Raw genomic sequence first — 19,077 nt, 5'->3', positions numbered from 1 at the left:
ATGGTAGGTAGCAGTATTGACAGATTCCTTAACCCATTTTCATCATCTGTGGTGCAGCGCTTGCGCAGCATGTATGGCTAACGGGCAGCAGGTTTGCGTCGAGCAAGTCAATTTTTATGTTGAGGAATCAGCATTCATTCGGGGAGGTAGTTAATACACCCTTTCTATTGCATATACCTTAAAATTAACTAAGATAAGAAGGATATATGACAGTTCTTCATGAATTGTTTAATAATTACAACATCAATTAGGGAGAGTTATCTATGGAAACCACGAATTATGAAGTCTTAATAAGCTTGCAACCTATTGAATCATTCTGTTTATGGTGTGATTTGCTTGGATATGGAACACCATTTATTAATTCTAATTGGGATCTTACTAGTAAAGAATCAAGGAAAAATCTTATAAGAATTGCGAAATTACAACATTTAATGAGAGGAATAAACTCTGTTAACCCTAAAGAAACGACACTAGTGTTAAATGATGGGTTTATTAAAAATGTTGATGTAAATGATCGACATGATGGGCCACTAGCTTATATTTACTGGTTGACATCAGTAATCAACTATTTTCGTTATCTTAATAAAGTTGATAAGGAAAATGGTTTTCCAGGAGCGAGAGGTGTACTGACTTATGGCCATAGAGTAGGATTTTCTAGAGATATTGAAACAGCAAGAGGAAAAATTTTAACACACCCTGATGATCAAGATTATTATAATAATATGAAAGTAGTATACTCTCCAAATGAGTTTCAAATGAATACCGCTTTCTCAAAAGCGTATATTATGGAGTCTTTGGGTTCACGAGTTGGGTTACGTGGTCCAAATTTGTACATTGATGCTGTTTTTTTAGATCGCTTTGTAAAACTTATTTATGATTCTAAATCCCCATTTTTTAATCGGCTTGAAAATCCTGTAAAAGATAAAGATAATGATAATGTTTATACAATGGAGATTAAACAAGTTCCAGTGTCTTTTGAGGTAAATGAATATGAAGATAATGAATTTTATGTTTGGGAAGTTATCCAATCTACTGATAACTCATCTTCCAGGGTATTGTTCAAGTTGTGGTTTGATAAAAATTACATAAACATCTCCGAAAAAGGTATTAATACTAAATTGTATAAGCTCATCAAGTATAAACCGGATAATGAGGATTCAATTATAAATTTAGAATAACCGACATTGTTCCAGTTCATGATATATGGATATGTTCATGTTAATAGGTAACTAAAAAAACACACATCGGGTCAAAAAAAGAGCCGCTGTGTGTTTTTGATTTCGAGAATAAGCCCCTCGGTATAAAGTTCTTGTCATCATCCGTCCGACACGACACAACAACAACACAACCCGCAGCGAGTGTCCAATGGCACAAATGTGCCAACATAATTTTAAATATAAATGCCTGAGGAATCAGGCTTTTTTATTTTTATGTAGGAGAATTTGTGTCATCAAAAAATGCACAAATGTCCCAACATTGTAGTCTTGCGACACAAATTTACCTACATATAGAAGATAGATTTTGGGATGAAATTCTCCACGTTCATGAACGGGCAGATTAACTGAAGATCAATTGTGATGAACGGTACCGTAAATGATGGATAAAATTCCAATTTTAATGAAAAAAGAGTATTATTTTAATGGTGACAATGTAGAATATAGAATTCTGTATGTTAAATATGAAGGAGTGGATCTATCATATGACTTTACTTGAAGAACTTAATTCGAGGTCGAATAATGGGAATATGTCTTCTAAGTTATTTATTTTAGCTCAAGAAGTAACAGAAACGGTGACAGATCATTTAAAGTTGATTAATCAGCAACTACCTGAATTCGATATTCACGATGCTTCACATAGTAAAAAAATTATTGGAAATATGGAAGGCTTAATGAGATCCGAAGTTATTAAGCGTCTGAGTAGTTATGAAATATTTTTATTATATATGTCAGGATATCTTCACGATTGTGCCATGGCACTTCCGGCTTGGGAACACCATCTTCTTAGAATGACAGAGGGAATGGTCGGCTTCACAAGTAACGATCTGGTTAATCCTATCGCAAATGATGGTAAAGTACCATATAAGTTATCCAAAGCTTTAGATTATATAAAAAGCAATTCAATAAAGTTATACAACAGCTATGAAATGATAAAATCATATATATTTTTATCCCAAAATGAAAACGAACTGCATCGTGACATGGCAGAAAGGCTCGTAGAATACCAACAATTCAGAAACGGATATTCAGAAGAGTTGAAACAGAAAGCAGAAACAGGGTCCGTAAAAAGTTATTTGGAATATAGTGATTTAATTCGGTACGAATATATACGAGTAACACACGCCCAAAGAGTTGAGAAGTATGTGCGAAATTTATCTTCTCTTTTCCAAGAACGAATTGGAGGTGTATGGGGGGAGGCTCTTGCAAAAGATCTTGCAATAATATGTCGCTCTCACGGTGAATCGTTAGAATATATAAAAAGACTAGAAGTACAAGCAGGTTATTTTGGAGAAGAGACTGCTAATTTACAATTTGTAGCTGTAATGCTACGTATTGCAGATATTTTACATTTTAGTCATGATAGAGCACCTAAATCTTTATTTGCTGAAAAAATGATCCATTCTAAAGAGAGTTTACTCCATTGGAAAGCAAAGTTTCAAGGGGTTAACTATACTCTAGATGAAGTTGATGGGAATGGAAAAATTAAAATTAAATATATGGCATACTGTGATGAACCTAGTTTATATTACTTTATTCTTGAATATTTAGACTGGATTGATTTTGAAATCGGGAATTACTTTTTATTCTATCAGGATATGCAATACAACATCCAAACTAGCCACTTAGCAGACAAATACAAGTTACAAATTGCTAACAAAGTAGACCGATCACAGATCAAGTATGATGAGAATAGTTTTATGCCTGTTGACAACTTAAGTTTTACTCTAAATCAAAAAAAAATATTAGAGTTATTAATGGGGGTTGGTTTATACAAAAATAAATTTTTATGCTTAAGAGAGTTATATCAAAATGCGTTAGATGCATGTCGATGTATGATATCAATGTTAGATAATCGGCATGGAAAAATAAAAGGAAACATTGAGTTTGGATTGGGGCAATGTATTGAAAACAACAAAACAAGAACTTATTTATATTGTCTTGATAATGGCATAGGTATGACCAGGGAAACAATTGTTAAATATTTTTTGAATATTGGTAACTCCTTTTATAAATCTAAGGATTTCCAACAAAAAAATGCTGCTTGGGGGAGGAATTTTAAGCCGACGTCGCAGTTTGGAATAGGTATTTTGTCTTGCTTTATGATAGGTGATAAATTGGAAATAACAACTAAGGCTTTAACTGATGATGAGAAAAATGGTGAAATTGTACGATTTTCTATTGATGGACCTCATGAACATTTTTATTACATGAAGCCTGATGAACTAGATATTGAAAAGATTGAGCAACATGGTACGCTTATAAAAGTATTTCTCAACGACGATATCATTATCTTTAATGACAACATTGAACAATTGGATCTAGCTATTCATGGACAGAATAAAGAGATTTATCGAGATAAAAATATTGAATTTTTTAATAGATGGAAAAATCACCTTTTTTATATTATTTATGATTCCATAGCCATTCCAAATAACAATGTTGATATAAACATAAAAATGGAAGGTGATAAAGAAGCAAGTTTAGAACCTTGGATTACACCATTCGATGTGATAGCTTACGACATTTCTGATATTAAATTAATGTACTCAGACTATAGGTATTTCTCTGATGGATATAATCCTATAGATGACTATATTAGAAGCAAGCCATTTATTGATACAAGAGCAGTGAAAATCACTAGCGAAGATGTAGAATATCATTATTTATTCAGTTTGCCTTTGGCTGGATTCTCGGAATGTGATTATAGGATACTTTTATTTGAGAAGGCATTGTTTAAAGAAAGCACCATTTTAGTTGATGGAATAGCAGTAGGAGATTACAACCGTTTAAAATTTGATTTCAATGAGAACCGGGATTTAATAAGAAATGGAACTATTGAATTTGTAGAAGTCCCTCTAACTGCTAGGGATTTCGCTCGACTAGAAAAAATTGAGTTAAAATTATTCGATGCCCGAAAGCTCTCTAGAACTGCTGAACTTATATTATTCGGGAAAATATTTATGGCAGAATATGTTCAAGTGTGTGAGACAAATGTAACTGTGGAGTCAAAAACATTTAGGGAGTTAGGTAGTTTTGGAAGGGAATCATTTAATAATAATCTCCCCGGATTTGTTGTAAAAGCAGATAAATGGTTGGGCCAATATGAAGAATATGATTTAGTTTCGTCACTTTGGCCCGTAATTCCTGAGAAATTGTACTGTAGTTTGAACGACGATTTTGAAGTTGTTAAAATTGGTGAAAGAGTTAAGACTGTTGGAAATTACGGTAACTCACAAATTGATAAATGCGTGTCCTAGCTGTTTGAGCGAAATTCCATTTTTATTAAGCGATAGCGTGCTCAGCGAACCGTTCACATGTAAATGTGGTTTTAAGTTAGCTAATTTCACAGAAACTTATTGGTCTGAATGGAATTTCCCAGTAAACATAACTGATAATTCAGTCTCTGAGTGGATTGAAGGCAAGGCAAGAAATGATGATACTCGGTTTGTATTTATCCCTAGATCTGTTTCTATTGAAGATTTTAGCCTTGAGCCAATAATCAAATCAAAGTACTTTTACGAAGTTAAACAAACCTCCGCACGTGAATACACAAATTGTAAGACGTTTAATGACGAAATATATTTCGAAAATAAATGTTGTTTTAGAACGATAGACCGATTTATAAAGAAAAAATTTCTAAAAAAACATCGAATCTGTGCACTTACACTTCAGGAGTTAAGAAAGCAGGAAGTAGGGGAGTTTCCACCAATTTGCCCATTTGCTTATGCATATGTTTTTTGGAAACATACATTACTTCAAACGACACATTTTCATAAAGTTATAAAAGGGGATGAAACAAATTCCAGAAAGTATCTAGGGCTAGAACTAGCAACTCAACTAATAGAAAAAATTATTATTGAAACTAAAAACAAATTAATAGAGCATATGAATCTCTTTGAAGTTAATAGAGAAATACTTCACTGGATCATAAAAAGAATTACATCTGAGTTGTGTCTAAATTATTTCTATCATTGGCTTGAAATATCAACAAAGGGAACAGAGCAAATACGAGTTCCTAATTGGAATCAAGTTAGGATGATGCTAGAAAAGAGTATACCTAAAATAATTTTTAAACTTTCAGAAGTTGGTAACAAAAAAGTCATTGAAGTGATATTGCAAAACGAAACAAAAAAGAAGACTGATATTAATTGTGTCATTAGCTCAAAAAGCATTAAGAAATCACTAAGAAAAATGAAGTCATTTACATCTGGCGGGAATGGGATAAAGTTCTTAAAACGTTAAAACTATGAGTATAGACATATGTATAAAATATGGGTTTTGTGAATATGTAATGGGTAAAGTCGCCAAGAGCTGCTCCCGTCGCAATCTTTCCAACTGCTATCGCGCTATAAATTCATAAATACAGTGGTTTGAACTCGGTTTGAACTCTCTGCGACTTTAGCCCCCAATTCATTTGGGCTCAAAATCACCCATTCTCCGTCGCAATCTTTCAATTTCTATAATTTCACGAAATAAATTCAATTCATTAATATGGAAAAAACCCAGGATTTCGCGAAATAAATTCATAAATACAGTGGTTTGAACTCGGTTTGAACTCGGTTTGAACTCTCTGCGACTTTAGCCCAATTCATTTGGGCTCAAAATCACCCATTCATCCTTGGATATCGACTTTAAGGATTCTGTTCAGTGTGCAGCCACCAAAGGTACTTTTCGCAAAGGCAAAATTACGACGAAGCAACGCCATCCAGCTTCTTCCGAAGCAGCATCCTTAGCCCCAGCAGAATCAGCGGCAACCCAATTGCGACAGGCAGCGCAATTTTTGGCCAAACGTGTTCCAAATAATCAATTGCGCGAAAATGATCCTCTACTATCCATGTCCCGAACACACCAAGAATGAGGCAAACAGGCAGGATCATCGTTTTATTGCTCTTCAAGCCCAGGATGCTGGCGAGACTAACTGACGAACCATAGATACAGAACATGACTTCGAACAGAACCGAAACGGAATAAAGCGCAATCATAATCATTTCATATCTCTGCAAAAAATTACCGATATGCGCATTCCTCGCCAATTTCATGCAGGAGATCGTGTATTGGCTTGTTACCTCCGCAGATAAGACTGCACCCTCAAGAATTGCCCAGATGATGACCAGCATGCCGCTCGCCAGAATGCTGATGACACTTAGCTGGCCGCCACGTGCTGCCGTACCGTTTACGTACGGGATGATTAGCGCGCCGAGCATGACGGCAAGCGCCCAATCCACATCAAAGTGCAGGCTCGCGGCAGCTGTCCGGAGAAAGCCATGCTCGAGAAACGGCAGCAAATTTCGAATATCGAATTCATTGGTTGAGCCGAGAATAATCAGTGTGTTCAATAGAAAAATAAAAAGCAGACCGATCAGTGCAATTCGCCCCATCACTTCGAGGCCGTAGTAGCAGCCAATCGCCCCAACAATCAGGGAAGAAACCGTAAAAAGCCAGACCGGTGCTTCAGGGAGAAAATAGTCCTTCAAATGATACACGAAAGTAATCATGATCGGTCCGAATTCCCCCAAGAAGAAGACGAAGATCAATAACGCTATGATTTTTCCGAACCATTTGCCGAGCAGCAGCGCGCTGAGTTCAATATAATTCAGATGCGGAGTTCTGCGCAGAACGATGTAAGTCACAAACATCATGACCGCGCCTTGGAGTGTTCCCAGCAGCGTTGCCACCCACATGTCTTGGCCGACGGCACGTGCCAGAACACCTTGCGTTACACCGATCGCCTTGGCGAAGATCACGTTGACAACCATTGCAATGAACATGCCGTTGGTAATCTGTAGTTTTCTCATTTAACCCCCTGCTCTGCTGCTTTCAGCACGGTCGACTTAATTGTTGTCTTGATCTCAACGGTTGTTTGCGCTTCGGAGAACGCAGCCCCCCACTTGGAGCCGAGTTGCTTCCATTCCATCGGAAACTTGTTGCGAAATACGTCTCCGAGTTTCAGAAAGTCGGAATGGTATTGCTGCTGTGCTTTGGTCAAGACGCTTTGAATTTCGGAGTTCAGCTTAGCCTCAAGCGCTTCTTCGGTCTCTTCGCGTAAATCCGTCATGGGAGCCCCGCAGTTGTTCTCCACTACATCTGCCTTGATCATTAGTCGAATATGGAAGCTAGGTAGCTTATCTGAATAGGATGGCTTTACTTTAAAGTCAATATCTTTAAATTCCATTGTCACAATCTTATTTTGATTATTTGGGCAAGGAATCACTTCAATACCGCTTTTCAGTTTTTGCAAGAAAAACATTAACCCCTTGGTTTCCTTCGGTGAAAGCCACCCGACCATCTTGTCATTTACAAAAGCCGCTGCTCCCTCCAAATCAACTTGCTTAATCGAACCGTGCTGCTCTGGCCTCTTATTGGAAATCCCCCTAGTTACGAGCCGTACTTGGGCAACGACGGGTTCCACGGACCGGCTCAAATAGGCTTCTTCCAAATTCATCATATTACTGGCGGGAGCAAGTCCTACGATTTGCACGTTACGGAACAGGCGGTCAACCGCTTCGCCGGGCACAACCTCCAAGCCCGTAATCGTCGAGATAACCTCACTCGGTGAATCCGGCGTTACTGTGACCCATGTATTCATGCGAAGTTCATGGTTGCGGGTGAAAAAATCAATCATATCTCCGATACCTCTACGGGCATAGCTTTCGTGCATCACAATCAAGAAATTGTGCGCCCAATAGACGCGACGTGATGTAAAATGCCCCAGATTGCGAATGGCTTCGAAAATACTTTTGCCTTCGGCGCTAACGGAATAAATCGGCTCTCCCGTGCCGCCGGAAGGCGCGCCCGTCTGCCCTCGAGCATCCGCTGGACGAATAATCTGCACGGACAGCTTGACGCTGTCAGGTTCCTTGCCCACATCCAAGCCGACTGCGGTGACAATCGCCAATTCGTTGATCTGGCGCAAACCGTAGCAAGAAGATGTAAGCAGCAGCAGAGGCAAGAACGCCAGGAGTAAGCAAACTAATCTTCTCATGTCTCTTGTTCCTCCGGCACATGCGGCTTCTGTTGATCGCTCATCCGCTGTGTATCTTGGGCGAATGCCGGCCGCTGATCAAGCATCCATAGCGGAAATCGGAGCATCATATCCCGCTGATCCACTTCGCGGAAAGGACTGGCTGGCGACAAATACGATTCGCCGAAGGAACGGATCGAGAGTGCGTGAAGCAGAAGGATGAAGAACATGCCGGAGAATCCTAGCAGCCCCAGAGTGCCAGAAGCGATGAGCAAAGGAAAACGGAAAATGCGCAGCGCAAGCGATGAAGAATAACTGGGAATGGCAAAGGAGGATATCCCGGTTATGGCGATGACGATGACCATGAAGGGCGATACCAATCCTGCTTGCACCGCCGCTTGGCCAATAATAAGTGAGCCGACGATGCTCACGGCTTGCCCGATCGGCTTCGGCATGCGAAGCCCGGCTTCGCGCATGAGCTCGAAAGCAAGCTCCATCATGACGGCTTCCAACAGTACGGGAAATGGCACTACCTCACGCCCGGAAGCAATCGTTAGCGCAAGCGCAGTCGGAATCATCTCATGATGGAAGGAAACAAGCATCACATAGATGGAAGGCAGCATCAAAGATATTAAGAAAGCCAGGTAACGCACAATGCGAAAAAAAGTACCTACCCAGTACCTGTTATAGTAATCATCTGGCGCTTGAATGAACTGCCAAAAAAATGTGGGCACAATTAAAACCACCGGCGTATTGTCTGTAAAGATGGCTACTCTCCCCTCCAACAAGGCAGAAGCTACTTTATCCGGCCGTTCCGAGCTCTGAATTGTATTAAACGGAGAAAATGGTGCGTCCTCAATCATTTCTTCGATATAGCCGCTTTCGAGAATCGCGTCAATCTTTATGTGAGAAAGTCTACGCTTCACCTCATCAACAAGCCCCTCTTTGACCAAGTCATGGATATAAGCGATGTTGATATCCGTCTTCGATCTCGTCCCGATGACCATCCCGTCCATCCGCAGCATCGGATCCTTAATCCTTCTGCGGACAAGCGCGGTATTTGTGCGGATGCTTTCCGTAAAGCCGTCGCGCGGACCGCGGACGTTATTTTCCGAGGCAGGCTCTTCTACGCTGCGATCCTTCCATCCTTTCGAACTGACGAGCAGCGTTTGATCCACTCCATCAATTAGGAAGAGTGTATCGCCGGTGAGAATCCCTTCTACACCTACAGCCAACGTACCACAGGCTCGGATCGATGCATTGAACATTAAGCTGCTGATGATTTCCTCCGCCGTGGCCAGCAGTTCCGGTTCCTCCACCAGTTCGTTGCCCGAGACGACGAGCGCCTTGAGCGCCGTATCAATGACAGTCGCATCTGCCAGTCCTTCTAAATAGAAGCAGCACCCGGGAAATTCCGGATTACCGCAAAACATAAAATCACGTCGCTGCAGATCGACGCTATGGCCTAACAATTCCTCAATGGCCGCGGTTTTGTCAGGCCAAGTTAACTTTACGCCTTCTTGCTTCATTTCCTGCACGGATGTCACCCCCCGTCGCTGGCTACACTAATACAAAAATCCCCAATCATAGAGAGGAGCAGCTTGAATGGACTTTTATCATTCCCCCATCTATCTGTCTATCCTAAACACGGAATGGTTTATGTGGATTGTTGTTGGCAGTGTGCTGGGCATCAACTTCTTCGCCCCTGTTATCGTTTGGTATCATCTAAAGGGAAAGCATATCATTCAGAAATTCAAGGAATTGAAACGGCAATGAGCCATGAGTGGGGCTAATGCGCTCTAGCTTTATACTTGCCAGTGTGCTGCAGTTTGACATTAACCTCTACTTTATCAAGGGAGTCGGCATCCAAAATGAAGTCGTTACTCTGGTTGAGTTCATGCCATTTTTTAGGGTAATTTCTGTAAAGCCGCTCGCCCAATTGCAGCACGTCTATTTTTTTGCTAAGCCCAATTTCGTATGTTTTTCTAAGCTGATCTTCAATCACTTGCTCCGCAAGTTTCCGCATGTCTTGTGGTGCAATATCCTCAACCATTTCATCGACGTAGGCATTTATTTTCAATTTAATCGTGTAGTACACTTTTCCATCTCGAATAGTGGGCAGAATACGTGATTTCGGCTCAATCATAACAATTGCAGCGACAGGCTTTTTCGTATCCGGAATGTTGATCGGAGAACGCGACAGCTTTTCTTGAAGCCATCGAAATCCCTCTAACTCTTTTTCAGACATCCACCCTAGGGATTGGCTGCCCTTTAAATAAAACGCCCCGTCGATTCTAAACATCGATCTGGGCTGTTTATCTTCGGTCCACTCTCCCTTCTCAAGTGCGATCGAAGGAAGCATGGCATATTGCCCTGGTTCATTTATCTCTGAAATAATCTTGTAACCGTAATGCGGCGTAATATACGAACGCTGGGAATAAATTTGTGACGGATTATCCAGTAAGGAATCTGTCGGTGATAAATTCAGAATCGATTTCTGCTGAAACAAATCGTTTAATGGCTCTTTTGTTCCATACAGCAGAACGTTGTAACGGATTTCCCGATAACGGTTTATCATATCGTAAGCCTCTTTGACTCTTTTACCGTTCTTTAAAAATCGTTCCGTGCACACAATTGATTTCACATGCCCCCAATACACTCTCAGTTGGGAAGTCGCATAAATCGCATTAAACGTTTCAGTGACCGTTTCCCCTTCTCCTTTCCCAATCCATATGGGGATTTTCTTCTCTAACTGAGACGACTCGGTTTTTGACACATTGGCAAAGTTGAGCACCTGTACATAGGTGACATATTTGCCATCTTCGTAATCCAATCCGATCGCTGTTACATAGGCCATGGTTTGAATATCTTTGGAATTCCAACAACCCGTTTGGAAAACTAGAAAGGTTAGGACAATTAGTAAAAGACCGAGTTTCCTCATTCGGGATCTTTCCCTTTATGGTCTGAATCGATCGTGTGCAGCTCTTGCGGACGAAAACGCATTTTAGCCCACGGAAACCTTAAAAAGCTCTTAAATAGGACTTTGTAATTGGGCGGGGACAACGGAGATAAAAAAGGGATCCCGAACGATTTAATTCTGGACATGTGAATCACCAACAATACCATACCCAAAATGAGACCATACATTCCAATGACAGCTGAAGCTAGAAAAATAACCAACCTGATTACACTTACGACTGTGCCCAAGGTCTGATTAACAAGCGTAGCCCCCATGATTGCGGTAATTGCCCCAACCACCACCACCGAAGGCGAAACCAACCCTGCGCGTATGGAGGCATCCCCAATAACTAACCCTCCGATCACCGTTAGAGTTTGTCCAATGGAGCTAGGCAATCGTACTCCAGCCTCTCGAAAAACCTCCAGGAGGAATAGCAATGTGAACATTTCCATTTGTGCTGATAGAGGTAGACCACTTCTCGCTACCGATATTGTCGCCATAAGCCGAAATGGAATTTGATCTTGGTGAAACGCAGTAAGAGCCACCCAAAAACCAGGCAAGAGGATCGACATCCAGAAACTTAAAAAACGAATCATGCGAGCAAAAGTCACGTATTGAAAACTGAAATGAATATCCTCCGGGGATTTCATAATCAACGAAAACGTCCCTGGTGCAATTAGGATCAACGGGTTGCCGTCGATAATAAGAATAAATCGTCCGGATAATAAGCAGTTGACTGCATAATCGGGCCTGCCCGTGAAGTCCGTTATAGGAAATAACGAAAATTTCTTATCAGTAAGTGCTTCTTCCACCTGGCTGATGCTATAAATGCCATCGACATCGATTTTATTTAACCGACAACGGACTTCCTCTAAAATATTAGGTGCAAGTATGTCCTTAATATACATAAGTCCGATCTTCGTTCTCGTTCTTCTTCCGAGAATGAACGTTTCACAACATAAGGAATTGCTTCGAATCCGTTTGCGAATCAAGGCAATATTCGTCGAAAACTCTTCCACAAATCCATCTTTCGGTCCTTTGATCGAAATCTCGATACTAGATTCATCAGGTGCCCGCTGAGGACGGTTGCAAATATTAAGCTTGTACATCGCATCCGAACCTACAAAAATAAGGAGAAGATCCCCTTGAAAGACGCAATCTGTCATTTCTTGCTCTGTTGCTTCTCCATCAAAGGAAATGAGCGGTAAAGAGCCAAGCACATATCCGTTTTGCAGATATTCGAAGCCATTTTCTTTATAAACATAATTCAATTCCGGCAGGACAATTTTCCCTATTTGAACGGCATCACATAAACCTTCGGCATAGATCATCATAATTGTGGATGACGGGTCATCCTCACCAAATAAGTAAGTCAGAATTTGTACGTCAGAACAGTTTGCGAACAATTGCCGAATCATCTGCTCTTTCGTTACAATGCCGGATTGTGTATCGCTAACACTGCTCATGCTGCTCACTCCTTGGTGGGTTTGGCCATCCATGCAATAGCGGTTAAAACAATTGTTAAGACTAGCGTGAAGATCAAAGTTACAGGAAAATAAATTTTATACATCCATAAATAAAACGAATTTAGGTGCGTGACAATCATTGAAAATATAATGATGCAAATTGTTAAAAAAAGAATGAACCAACGCCGCATTTCTGCCTTTTTATACGTAATTATTTCCGCAATTAAAAAAAGTGAAAGACTAATTCGTATTGCTGCTCCCGCCAACCATTGATATACAGACAAGAAATCGACATGCTCGATATACGAACCAATTTTGACAAGACGCCATTGCTCATACGGGGACACCATCTGCTTGGCAGCTTCTTGAGGGCCGAATTCAGTTATCGCTCCTACCAAAGGACCTAATGTTATATATACGAGAATCACACCGAGCAGCAACATTTGCCAGACCCGCATCTTCGATTTAAAACGGTGTTGGAACAATAGCAGCAGCATAATCTCCACTAATGCTCCTCCCGTATAAACCATACCGTTCAAAGCCGGCTGCCAACCATGTTCAAGAAAAGGCTTGAGCAGCGCGTAATCTTTCTCCGGCATATTGGCAATGGAAACGAAGTATCCGAGGCAGACGACCGTAGGCAGTAAGATACCCGCAACTATTGTTATCGTGCGAATACCATTATAGGCCGAATAATAACAAACCAAAACTAACGTAATTATTAAAATATATTGAGGTGTAGCAGGCAAATAGTTGGTGACGGTCCATACCTCCGTTTGGATAACCGTCATGCCTCCAATCAAAAACAGTTCCACGCAAATCGGAGCTATAATGATCCAAGCTATAAGAGGGCTTGTTTGCTCTGCCAACCATGCCCGCAGCTCCTGTTGACCTGATTTTCTCATAATATAAACAAGAAGTGCGCACCAAGGCAGGTAGAGAACAGCCGTCATTAGAACAGAAATCCAAGCATCTCTACCCGATGTATCCAATACCAACGGATTTACAATAACATGACTAGTCAAACCATTGAATAGCATCATGACCATAATGATGGATATAATCCCAATTTTCCCTTGTGTTCCGTCCATATTATTTTCCTCACAATGCAGCTATGAATGGTCAGTTATGACGAATAAAATCTTTAGTAATTTATCCCATTGTTACATTTATTATGCACTTATATTTCTCGTTCACTTCCTAATTCCGATCTCCGTTTAGCGAATCGACTCCATAATAACAGCGCTAATCCGTTCTATCCCTCGTTCAATCTCAACCTCGTTCACGTTCGTAGCATTTAGCTTCACTATATTTTTCCTCTCGAAATTCTGCAAATAATTCCTGTCCATAGACTCCAGCAGAATCGAGTTTTTCTTTAATTTAGCGATAAGCTTCTCAGTTGGAATTGTTTGATGCAGCAAGATATGTGTATGTATAAACGGATATTTAGAGTGTTCGTAAGTGAAGGCTCCTCCACTGCGGTCTGCTTCCTTCGTAAGTGCCGCATCGAGCAGCTTCGCCCTTGCTGTATATCTGCTCCGGATTTTGGCAAGATGGCGATCGAACATTCCGCTGCGCAAATAGATTTCAAGAGCGGCTTGCGACAACATGGAGCTGTCAATATCATCTTGTTTCTTGTACAGTCTGAACGTTTCAGCGAGCTGAAATGGAATAACCGCAATGCCGATCCGTAAACCGGGGAAAATGATTTTGGAATAACTTTTCAAATAAATGACATGTGATGTATCGTCCTGAGTAAAAATGGGATCGGCCTTGCTGTCCTGTTCGAAGTCGGCAAGGTAGTCATCCTCAACGATGTAGACATCATATTTGGCAGCAAGCTTAGCAAGCCTCTTCTTCTCTTTGCTCGTATAGGAACAGCCCAAAGGGTTGTGAAACCGCGGCATGGTATAAAAAAACTTGATGTCCTCAGTTTGGAAAATCTTCTCCAGTCTGTCAAAATCTATTCCCGAATTGCTGCGCTCTATCCCGATAACCGGCATGCGGCGCGTCTCCAAATACTCGATAAACAGATGATAGCTAGGTTGTTCAATCAGCACCTTCTGCTTTCCGTTAGGGAATGGCATTGCGGCAAGGAGTGATAACGCCTGCTGAACCCCGGATACGACAAAGATGTTCCGCTCGTCCGTAAACACCTGGTAGCGCATTAATTGCTTACGCACGATTTCGATCAGGGATGACATTCCTTTGGCAGTGCCATATACAAATAAATCCTTCTGGTAGGTGTCAATCGCTTTATTGATGCAATGCTGAAAATCCAAATAAGGAAATACATTTGGATCAGGAGCGGCAGCTGAAAAGTTCAAAATTGGAGACGTTTCGTCCTGAGCGGCATTCACCCCTTTGACCACGTAATAGCCGCTCTTCGGCATCGCATAGATGAGATGATGCATCTCCAACTCATTCAGTGCCTTAATAATCGTACTTTTGCTGCAAGTATACTGCTCCGAAAGCGTGCGAATAGAAGGAAGTTTCTGTCCAGCCTTATAAGGTTCCTTCCGTATCAGTTCCTCCAGCTCATTCATTAGCTTCATATACATGTACATCGGACAAGCTCCTTAGTTGTAATCTGTAACGGTACAGATTGCTGTTTTCTATATTGTAGCATGTAGTGAGGGTGAGATACGATATACGTATAAATTACAGTTACTAGGAGGAACGTCATGACAGCTGCACAAATTGATACCAAAACAAAACGCTTCGCCTACTCAGCCATCGTTATTTATTCCATCATTGTAGGACTCTCTTTTCTGTTTGGAAAATTAGCTTTAACGGTTGCGTCTCCACTAGATAGCCTTGCTCACCGATTTACGATCTCCCTTATCGCCGCCACCATTCCCGTTCTATTAAGATGGGTGAAGCTGCAAATACAACCGCGGGATGTTCTGGCTATTCTTCCACTTGCGGTCTTATATCCGTCGCTGTTCTTTGCTTTTCAAGCATTTGGCTTACAGTTCACCACTTCTGCTGAAGCAGGTATAATCCATGCAACCGTGCCGATCTTCACGATGATTGCAGCAGCACAATTCCTGAAGGAACGTGCAACTAAGTTGCAGCAGCTTTCTACGTTACTCTCTGTTGCAGGGGTTATATTCATCTTTGTCATGAAAGGCACGACAATTGATTTAACGAATATGAAAGGCACACTGCTAATTCTTTTGTCAGCCCTTTCTTTAGCAGGTTACAGTGTGCTTGCAAGAAAGCTAACTTTACGATTGAATGTGTTTGCCATGACCTATGTGATGACCATCATTGGTTTCCTTGTTTTCAACCTCATGGCGGCTAGTCAGCATTTGGCATCAGGAACGCTTTCCCTTTATTTCGAGCCATTTGCAAGTCCGGTGTTCTTAATGTCTATTCTCTATTTGGGCGTCCTCTCTTCGCTCGTTTCCAGCTTGCTCAGCAACTTCGCTTTATCCAAATTGGAGGCATCGAAGGTAAGTGTGTTCAATCATCTTGCTACTTTGGTTTCAATTGTTGGGGGCTTCGTCTTTTTAAATGAACAGCTTGCCTACTATCACATCATCGGTGCAATTGTTATTATTCTGGGTGTGCTTGGTACGAATGTAAAAACACGGCGAGCCAGACGAGTAGGCTCCTCCCAGTCCTCGCGCACTAGTGATTCCCGTTAGATTCTAGTTAACCGGTCTGTGAACTAAAAAAAGACACCTTCGCGGTGTCTTTTTTAAATGATATTATTCCTGTTCATTTTCATCTTTGAACTCGTAATAAATCCTCGTCGCCTCGTAGGGAGGCATTATATAAACCTTAGTGAGCTGAACTAGAGTCTCAGCAATCTTCTCACGCTCTACCCCTGCTCGTTTCATTGCCTCAATGAAGTAACCAGCCTCCGCTTGATCACTCCTTACATCATCAAGAAGCGGGCCCACATCATCCTCATCATCATCGAACAGAATAGGAAGCACGATTCGTTCATTTTTACGTTCATGTTCAGCCAATGTGAGACCTCCTATATGTTGCAAACTCATTCTGCTTGTTAAAATTCGTCAAGAAAGTTCATTTCCCTCTCGTACACTTATATGCATTTGTATTTATATAAACGATTATTTATACTAGTTATCAGAGAGATAAGAGGTGATGATTTTGCACGACATTTATACGATTATTGCCGAGCCTTCTCGTCGAAGAATCCTGGACTGTTTGCTCCGGTCGGATGCGACGGTCAAAGATTTAACAGAAGAGCTGGGTTTATCTCAGCCGCTGATTTCCAGCCACTTGCGATTATTGCGCGAGAGCGGCCTCGTACGTGTCCAAGCAGATGCACAGCGCCGTATCTATTCTTTGGATGCAAGTCCCTTAACCGGTGTGGATGATTGGTTAAGTACATATCGTGCAAAATGGAATCAACACGTCGATAGGCTGGAAGAACATCTCGATCGGCAAAAACGTATCAAAAAGGAGAACCTGCAATGAAACGACATGGCGAAGAACTGATGCCCATCCTTAACCGTTCGGATGAAAAATGGGTGTTAATTCTTGAACGAACGCTGAAGCATCCGATAGAAGATGTATGGGCTGCTCTAACTGAATCGGATCAACTACCCGCATGGGGCCCTTTTGCCACGGATCGGGACCTTGTATCGACTGGAGCGGTCACACTCTCCCATGTGAACCATTCAGAGGAAAACGTCAAACGACAAGGCGAAGTGCTTACGGTGGAAGCCCCTCACCTGCTTATTTTCAAGTGGGGCAACGACATTTTACGCTGGGAATTGATTTCGAGCAGTAACAACACGGTTCTTATTCTCCGCCATCGCTTCACAGATTATCAAATGGCACCTTCACTTGCAGCGGGTTGGACTTTATGTTTAAAAGGCTTAACTGGCATCCTCGACGGCAAACAGATGCCTTCTATGGCTGGAAGCAACGCTGTTCTTTATGGATGGCAAGAGCTGCATGACGAGTTCAAAAAAATGTTTGAAAGCGAGGCTAACCGATGAACAATGTAACCAAAATGGCCATTGCCAAACCGGCAAATGAAGTATTCGAAGCATTCGTCGATCCCGAGAAGATCGGAAACTTCTGGTTCTCTTCCAGCTCTGAGAGATGGACACCTGGAAAAACAATCCAGCTGCGCTATGATGAATACAATGCAGATGGCGAGATTAGAGTTAAAGACATCGTGAAAGACGAGAAAATTACATTCGAATGGGATTACGGGCATGTACACCTCGTCACCATAACCTTCACGGCAAAGGACGAAATGAACACGATAATCGAAGTGAACGAGGACGGTTTTTCAGATGACAAGGAGTCTATTCCTTTACTTGTAGGCAACAAAGAAGGCTGGGTATATACGTTGACATGCCTTAAGGCTTATCTGGAACACGGCATCACGACATTACGTGCGGCGTTAGTTCATTAGCAGGCTATAAGAAAAAGGAAAGCACGCGGCGCATGTCTAAACGCGTCCTGCTTTCCTTTTTGTTTCCCTGCTAGTTTTCTTTATACCAGAGAGGAACAATTTCCTCGAAATTCTTATGGTCTTCCAGCACAACGCGAATTCTAGCCAACATGGATTCAAGCTGCTCCGGCACAACTTTAAGAGTCCACGTAATCGTTGGAAAAATAATCATAGCCGTATACAATGCGTACAACTTCCAGAACTCTTGCGGAACTTCGTTATGAAAATACCCATTGATTTGCCCAATGCAAAACGGAATGCTTACTTCTCTACTGAAATAGGCGATTTTCAAAAAATCATGGTAAGGATCTCCCCAATCATAGCGGTTAAAATCGATGACCCCTGAATAGCAGCGATGATGAACAATCAGGTTGCTCGGATGGAAATCATCATGTTGGAATCGATTGGGTCGATCGGTCATGTGTATTAGATTGTTATTGATAAAAGATAAAATGGCATCCTCCTCTGGTAGCTTAACACCACTGTTCCGGTAACTTTCATACTGGCGATTATGTTTCAATAATCTTCGGTCATGCCAACTTTCCATGACAGGTGCAGCTATTTCATGCATGACTCTTAGTTCTTTGCCCGCTTCAACACCGATCTGATATTGTTCGTCAGAGGATAACGAAGGAAGTATTTCAGAAGCATCTTCCCCTTCAACATAACTCAGTATCATATAACAAATGTCTAAGGCTTCGATCGAACCGAATTCAATTGGCCTTGAAGTTTTGACTCCGCGTTCATAGATACGAGTAACGGCTTCATACTCTTGCATTTTTTGCTGAATTTGCTGCTTAGGTGAAGTGCGCAAGACAAATTTAGGTGAGCCACTTTCCTCATGTAAAAAGTACTTAACATCGTAAGAAAATCCCTTAGTAACCTGTGAAATATCAGAGATATTCGACATGGATGGTAGGTGTTTTTTAATATCAGATAGGTTCATGGACATACTCCCTTGGGATAATGAGATAGAAATGATTTCTTCTAAATTATACCATGAAAAATCAAAACACCTATGTTTGTGT

At 41.3% G+C, this 19,077-nt stretch carries 17 protein-coding genes; 8 read left to right on the top strand and 9 right to left on the bottom strand.

Annotated features, from left to right (window positions below):
- Positions 1-263: 263 nt before the first annotated feature.
- From PCH02S_RS30985 to PCH02S_RS30975, 3 genes are all read left to right on the top strand, one after another.
- The gene (locus tag PCH02S_RS30985; protein ID WP_127457959.1) at positions 264-1,178 is read left to right on the top strand and encodes a hypothetical protein; all 915 of its coding nucleotides are present in this window, start codon (positions 264-266) and stop codon (positions 1,176-1,178) included.
- Between the two features lie 521 nt (positions 1,179-1,699).
- The gene (locus tag PCH02S_RS30980) at positions 1,700-4,474 is read left to right on the top strand and encodes an HD domain-containing protein (RefSeq protein ID WP_164819805.1); all 2,775 of its coding nucleotides are present in this window, start codon (positions 1,700-1,702) and stop codon (positions 4,472-4,474) included.
- Positions 4,431-5,459 (top strand): hypothetical protein, encoded by a 1,029-nt coding sequence (locus PCH02S_RS30975; RefSeq protein ID WP_127457957.1) that lies wholly within the window; start codon positions 4,431-4,433, stop codon positions 5,457-5,459. Before PCH02S_RS30980 ends, PCH02S_RS30975 begins: the two co-directional genes overlap by 44 nt.
- Positions 5,460-5,902: 443 nt before the next feature.
- Here the strand turns inward: PCH02S_RS30975 and PCH02S_RS30970 are convergent, their stop codons facing one another.
- From PCH02S_RS30970 to PCH02S_RS30960, 3 genes are read right to left on the bottom strand one after another with little or no spacing between them, the layout of a single operon-like run.
- Positions 5,903-7,012 carry a GerAB/ArcD/ProY family transporter gene (locus PCH02S_RS30970; protein ID WP_127457956.1) on the bottom strand — a complete coding sequence of 370 codons (1,110 nt, stop codon included), beginning with the start codon at positions 7,010-7,012 and terminating at the stop codon, positions 5,903-5,905.
- Entirely contained in the window at positions 7,009-8,199 is a 1,191-nt protein-coding gene (locus PCH02S_RS30965) for a Ger(x)C family spore germination protein (protein WP_127457955.1), read from the bottom strand. Before PCH02S_RS30965 ends, PCH02S_RS30970 begins: the two co-directional genes overlap by 4 nt.
- Positions 8,196-9,707 carry a spore germination protein gene (locus PCH02S_RS30960; protein WP_127457964.1) on the bottom strand — a complete coding sequence of 504 codons (1,512 nt, stop codon included), beginning with the start codon at positions 9,705-9,707 and terminating at the stop codon, positions 8,196-8,198. Before PCH02S_RS30960 ends, PCH02S_RS30965 begins: the two co-directional genes overlap by 4 nt.
- Positions 9,708-9,783: 76 nt before the next feature.
- Here PCH02S_RS30960 and PCH02S_RS35965 point away from each other — a divergent pair, with 76 nt between their 5' ends.
- A complete protein-coding gene (locus PCH02S_RS35965) occupies positions 9,784-9,954 on the top strand; it encodes a hypothetical protein (protein WP_164819804.1) in 171 nt (56 codons plus the stop codon).
- A 13-nt stretch (positions 9,955-9,967) separates the two neighbouring features.
- On the opposite strand, the gene PCH02S_RS30955 is transcribed toward PCH02S_RS35965, so the two are convergent.
- From PCH02S_RS30955 to PCH02S_RS30940, 4 genes are all read right to left on the bottom strand, one after another.
- On the bottom strand, positions 9,968-11,119 hold the full coding sequence (locus tag PCH02S_RS30955; RefSeq protein WP_127457954.1) for a Ger(x)C family spore germination protein: 1,152 nt from the start codon (positions 11,117-11,119) through the stop codon (positions 9,968-9,970).
- On the bottom strand, positions 11,116-12,603 hold the full coding sequence (locus PCH02S_RS30950) for a spore germination protein (RefSeq protein WP_127457953.1): 1,488 nt from the start codon (positions 12,601-12,603) through the stop codon (positions 11,116-11,118). The genes PCH02S_RS30955 and PCH02S_RS30950 overlap by 4 nt, the downstream gene beginning before the upstream one ends.
- A gap of 5 nt (positions 12,604-12,608) precedes the next feature.
- Complete coding sequence (locus PCH02S_RS30945) at positions 12,609-13,694, bottom strand: GerAB/ArcD/ProY family transporter (RefSeq protein ID WP_127457952.1); 1,086 nt, start codon at positions 13,692-13,694, stop codon at positions 12,609-12,611.
- A gap of 126 nt (positions 13,695-13,820) precedes the next feature.
- Entirely contained in the window at positions 13,821-15,170 is a 1,350-nt protein-coding gene (locus tag PCH02S_RS30940) for an aminotransferase-like domain-containing protein (protein ID WP_127457951.1), read from the bottom strand.
- Positions 15,171-15,287: 117 nt separating this feature from the next.
- Here PCH02S_RS30940 and PCH02S_RS30935 point away from each other — a divergent pair, with 117 nt between their 5' ends.
- Positions 15,288-16,256, top strand: a complete 969-nt coding sequence (locus PCH02S_RS30935) for a DMT family transporter (RefSeq protein WP_127457950.1) — start codon at positions 15,288-15,290, stop codon at positions 16,254-16,256.
- Positions 16,257-16,319: 63 nt separating this feature from the next.
- Here PCH02S_RS30935 and PCH02S_RS30930 read toward each other — a convergent pair whose 3' ends face one another.
- Positions 16,320-16,583 (bottom strand): hypothetical protein, encoded by a 264-nt coding sequence (locus PCH02S_RS30930; RefSeq protein ID WP_127457949.1) that lies wholly within the window; start codon positions 16,581-16,583, stop codon positions 16,320-16,322.
- Between the two features lie 145 nt (positions 16,584-16,728).
- Between PCH02S_RS30930 and PCH02S_RS30925 the strand changes: the two genes are divergently transcribed.
- The 3 genes from PCH02S_RS30925 to PCH02S_RS30915 are packed head-to-tail and all read left to right on the top strand — an operon-like array spanning position 16,729 to position 18,010.
- A complete protein-coding gene (locus tag PCH02S_RS30925) occupies positions 16,729-17,058 on the top strand; it encodes an ArsR/SmtB family transcription factor (protein ID WP_127457948.1) in 330 nt (109 codons plus the stop codon).
- Positions 17,055-17,585 carry an SRPBCC family protein gene (locus tag PCH02S_RS30920; protein WP_127457947.1) on the top strand — a complete coding sequence of 177 codons (531 nt, stop codon included), beginning with the start codon at positions 17,055-17,057 and terminating at the stop codon, positions 17,583-17,585. The genes PCH02S_RS30925 and PCH02S_RS30920 overlap by 4 nt, the downstream gene beginning before the upstream one ends.
- Positions 17,582-18,010, top strand: coding sequence for an SRPBCC family protein (locus PCH02S_RS30915; protein ID WP_127457946.1), 429 nt, complete (start codon positions 17,582-17,584; stop codon positions 18,008-18,010). The genes PCH02S_RS30920 and PCH02S_RS30915 overlap by 4 nt, the downstream gene beginning before the upstream one ends.
- A gap of 70 nt (positions 18,011-18,080) precedes the next feature.
- Here PCH02S_RS30915 and PCH02S_RS30910 read toward each other — a convergent pair whose 3' ends face one another.
- Positions 18,081-18,995 (bottom strand): aminoglycoside phosphotransferase family protein, encoded by a 915-nt coding sequence (locus PCH02S_RS30910; protein WP_127457945.1) that lies wholly within the window; start codon positions 18,993-18,995, stop codon positions 18,081-18,083.
- Positions 18,996-19,077: the final 82 nt, after the last annotated feature.

The organism is Paenibacillus chondroitinus NBRC 15376 (assembly GCF_004000765.1).
Lineage (GTDB): Bacteria > Bacillota > Bacilli > Paenibacillales > NBRC-103111 > Paenibacillus_E > Paenibacillus_E chondroitinus.
The sequence above is the reverse complement of the archived record's forward strand: the minus strand, read 5'-3'. Positions and strand labels throughout refer to the sequence as shown.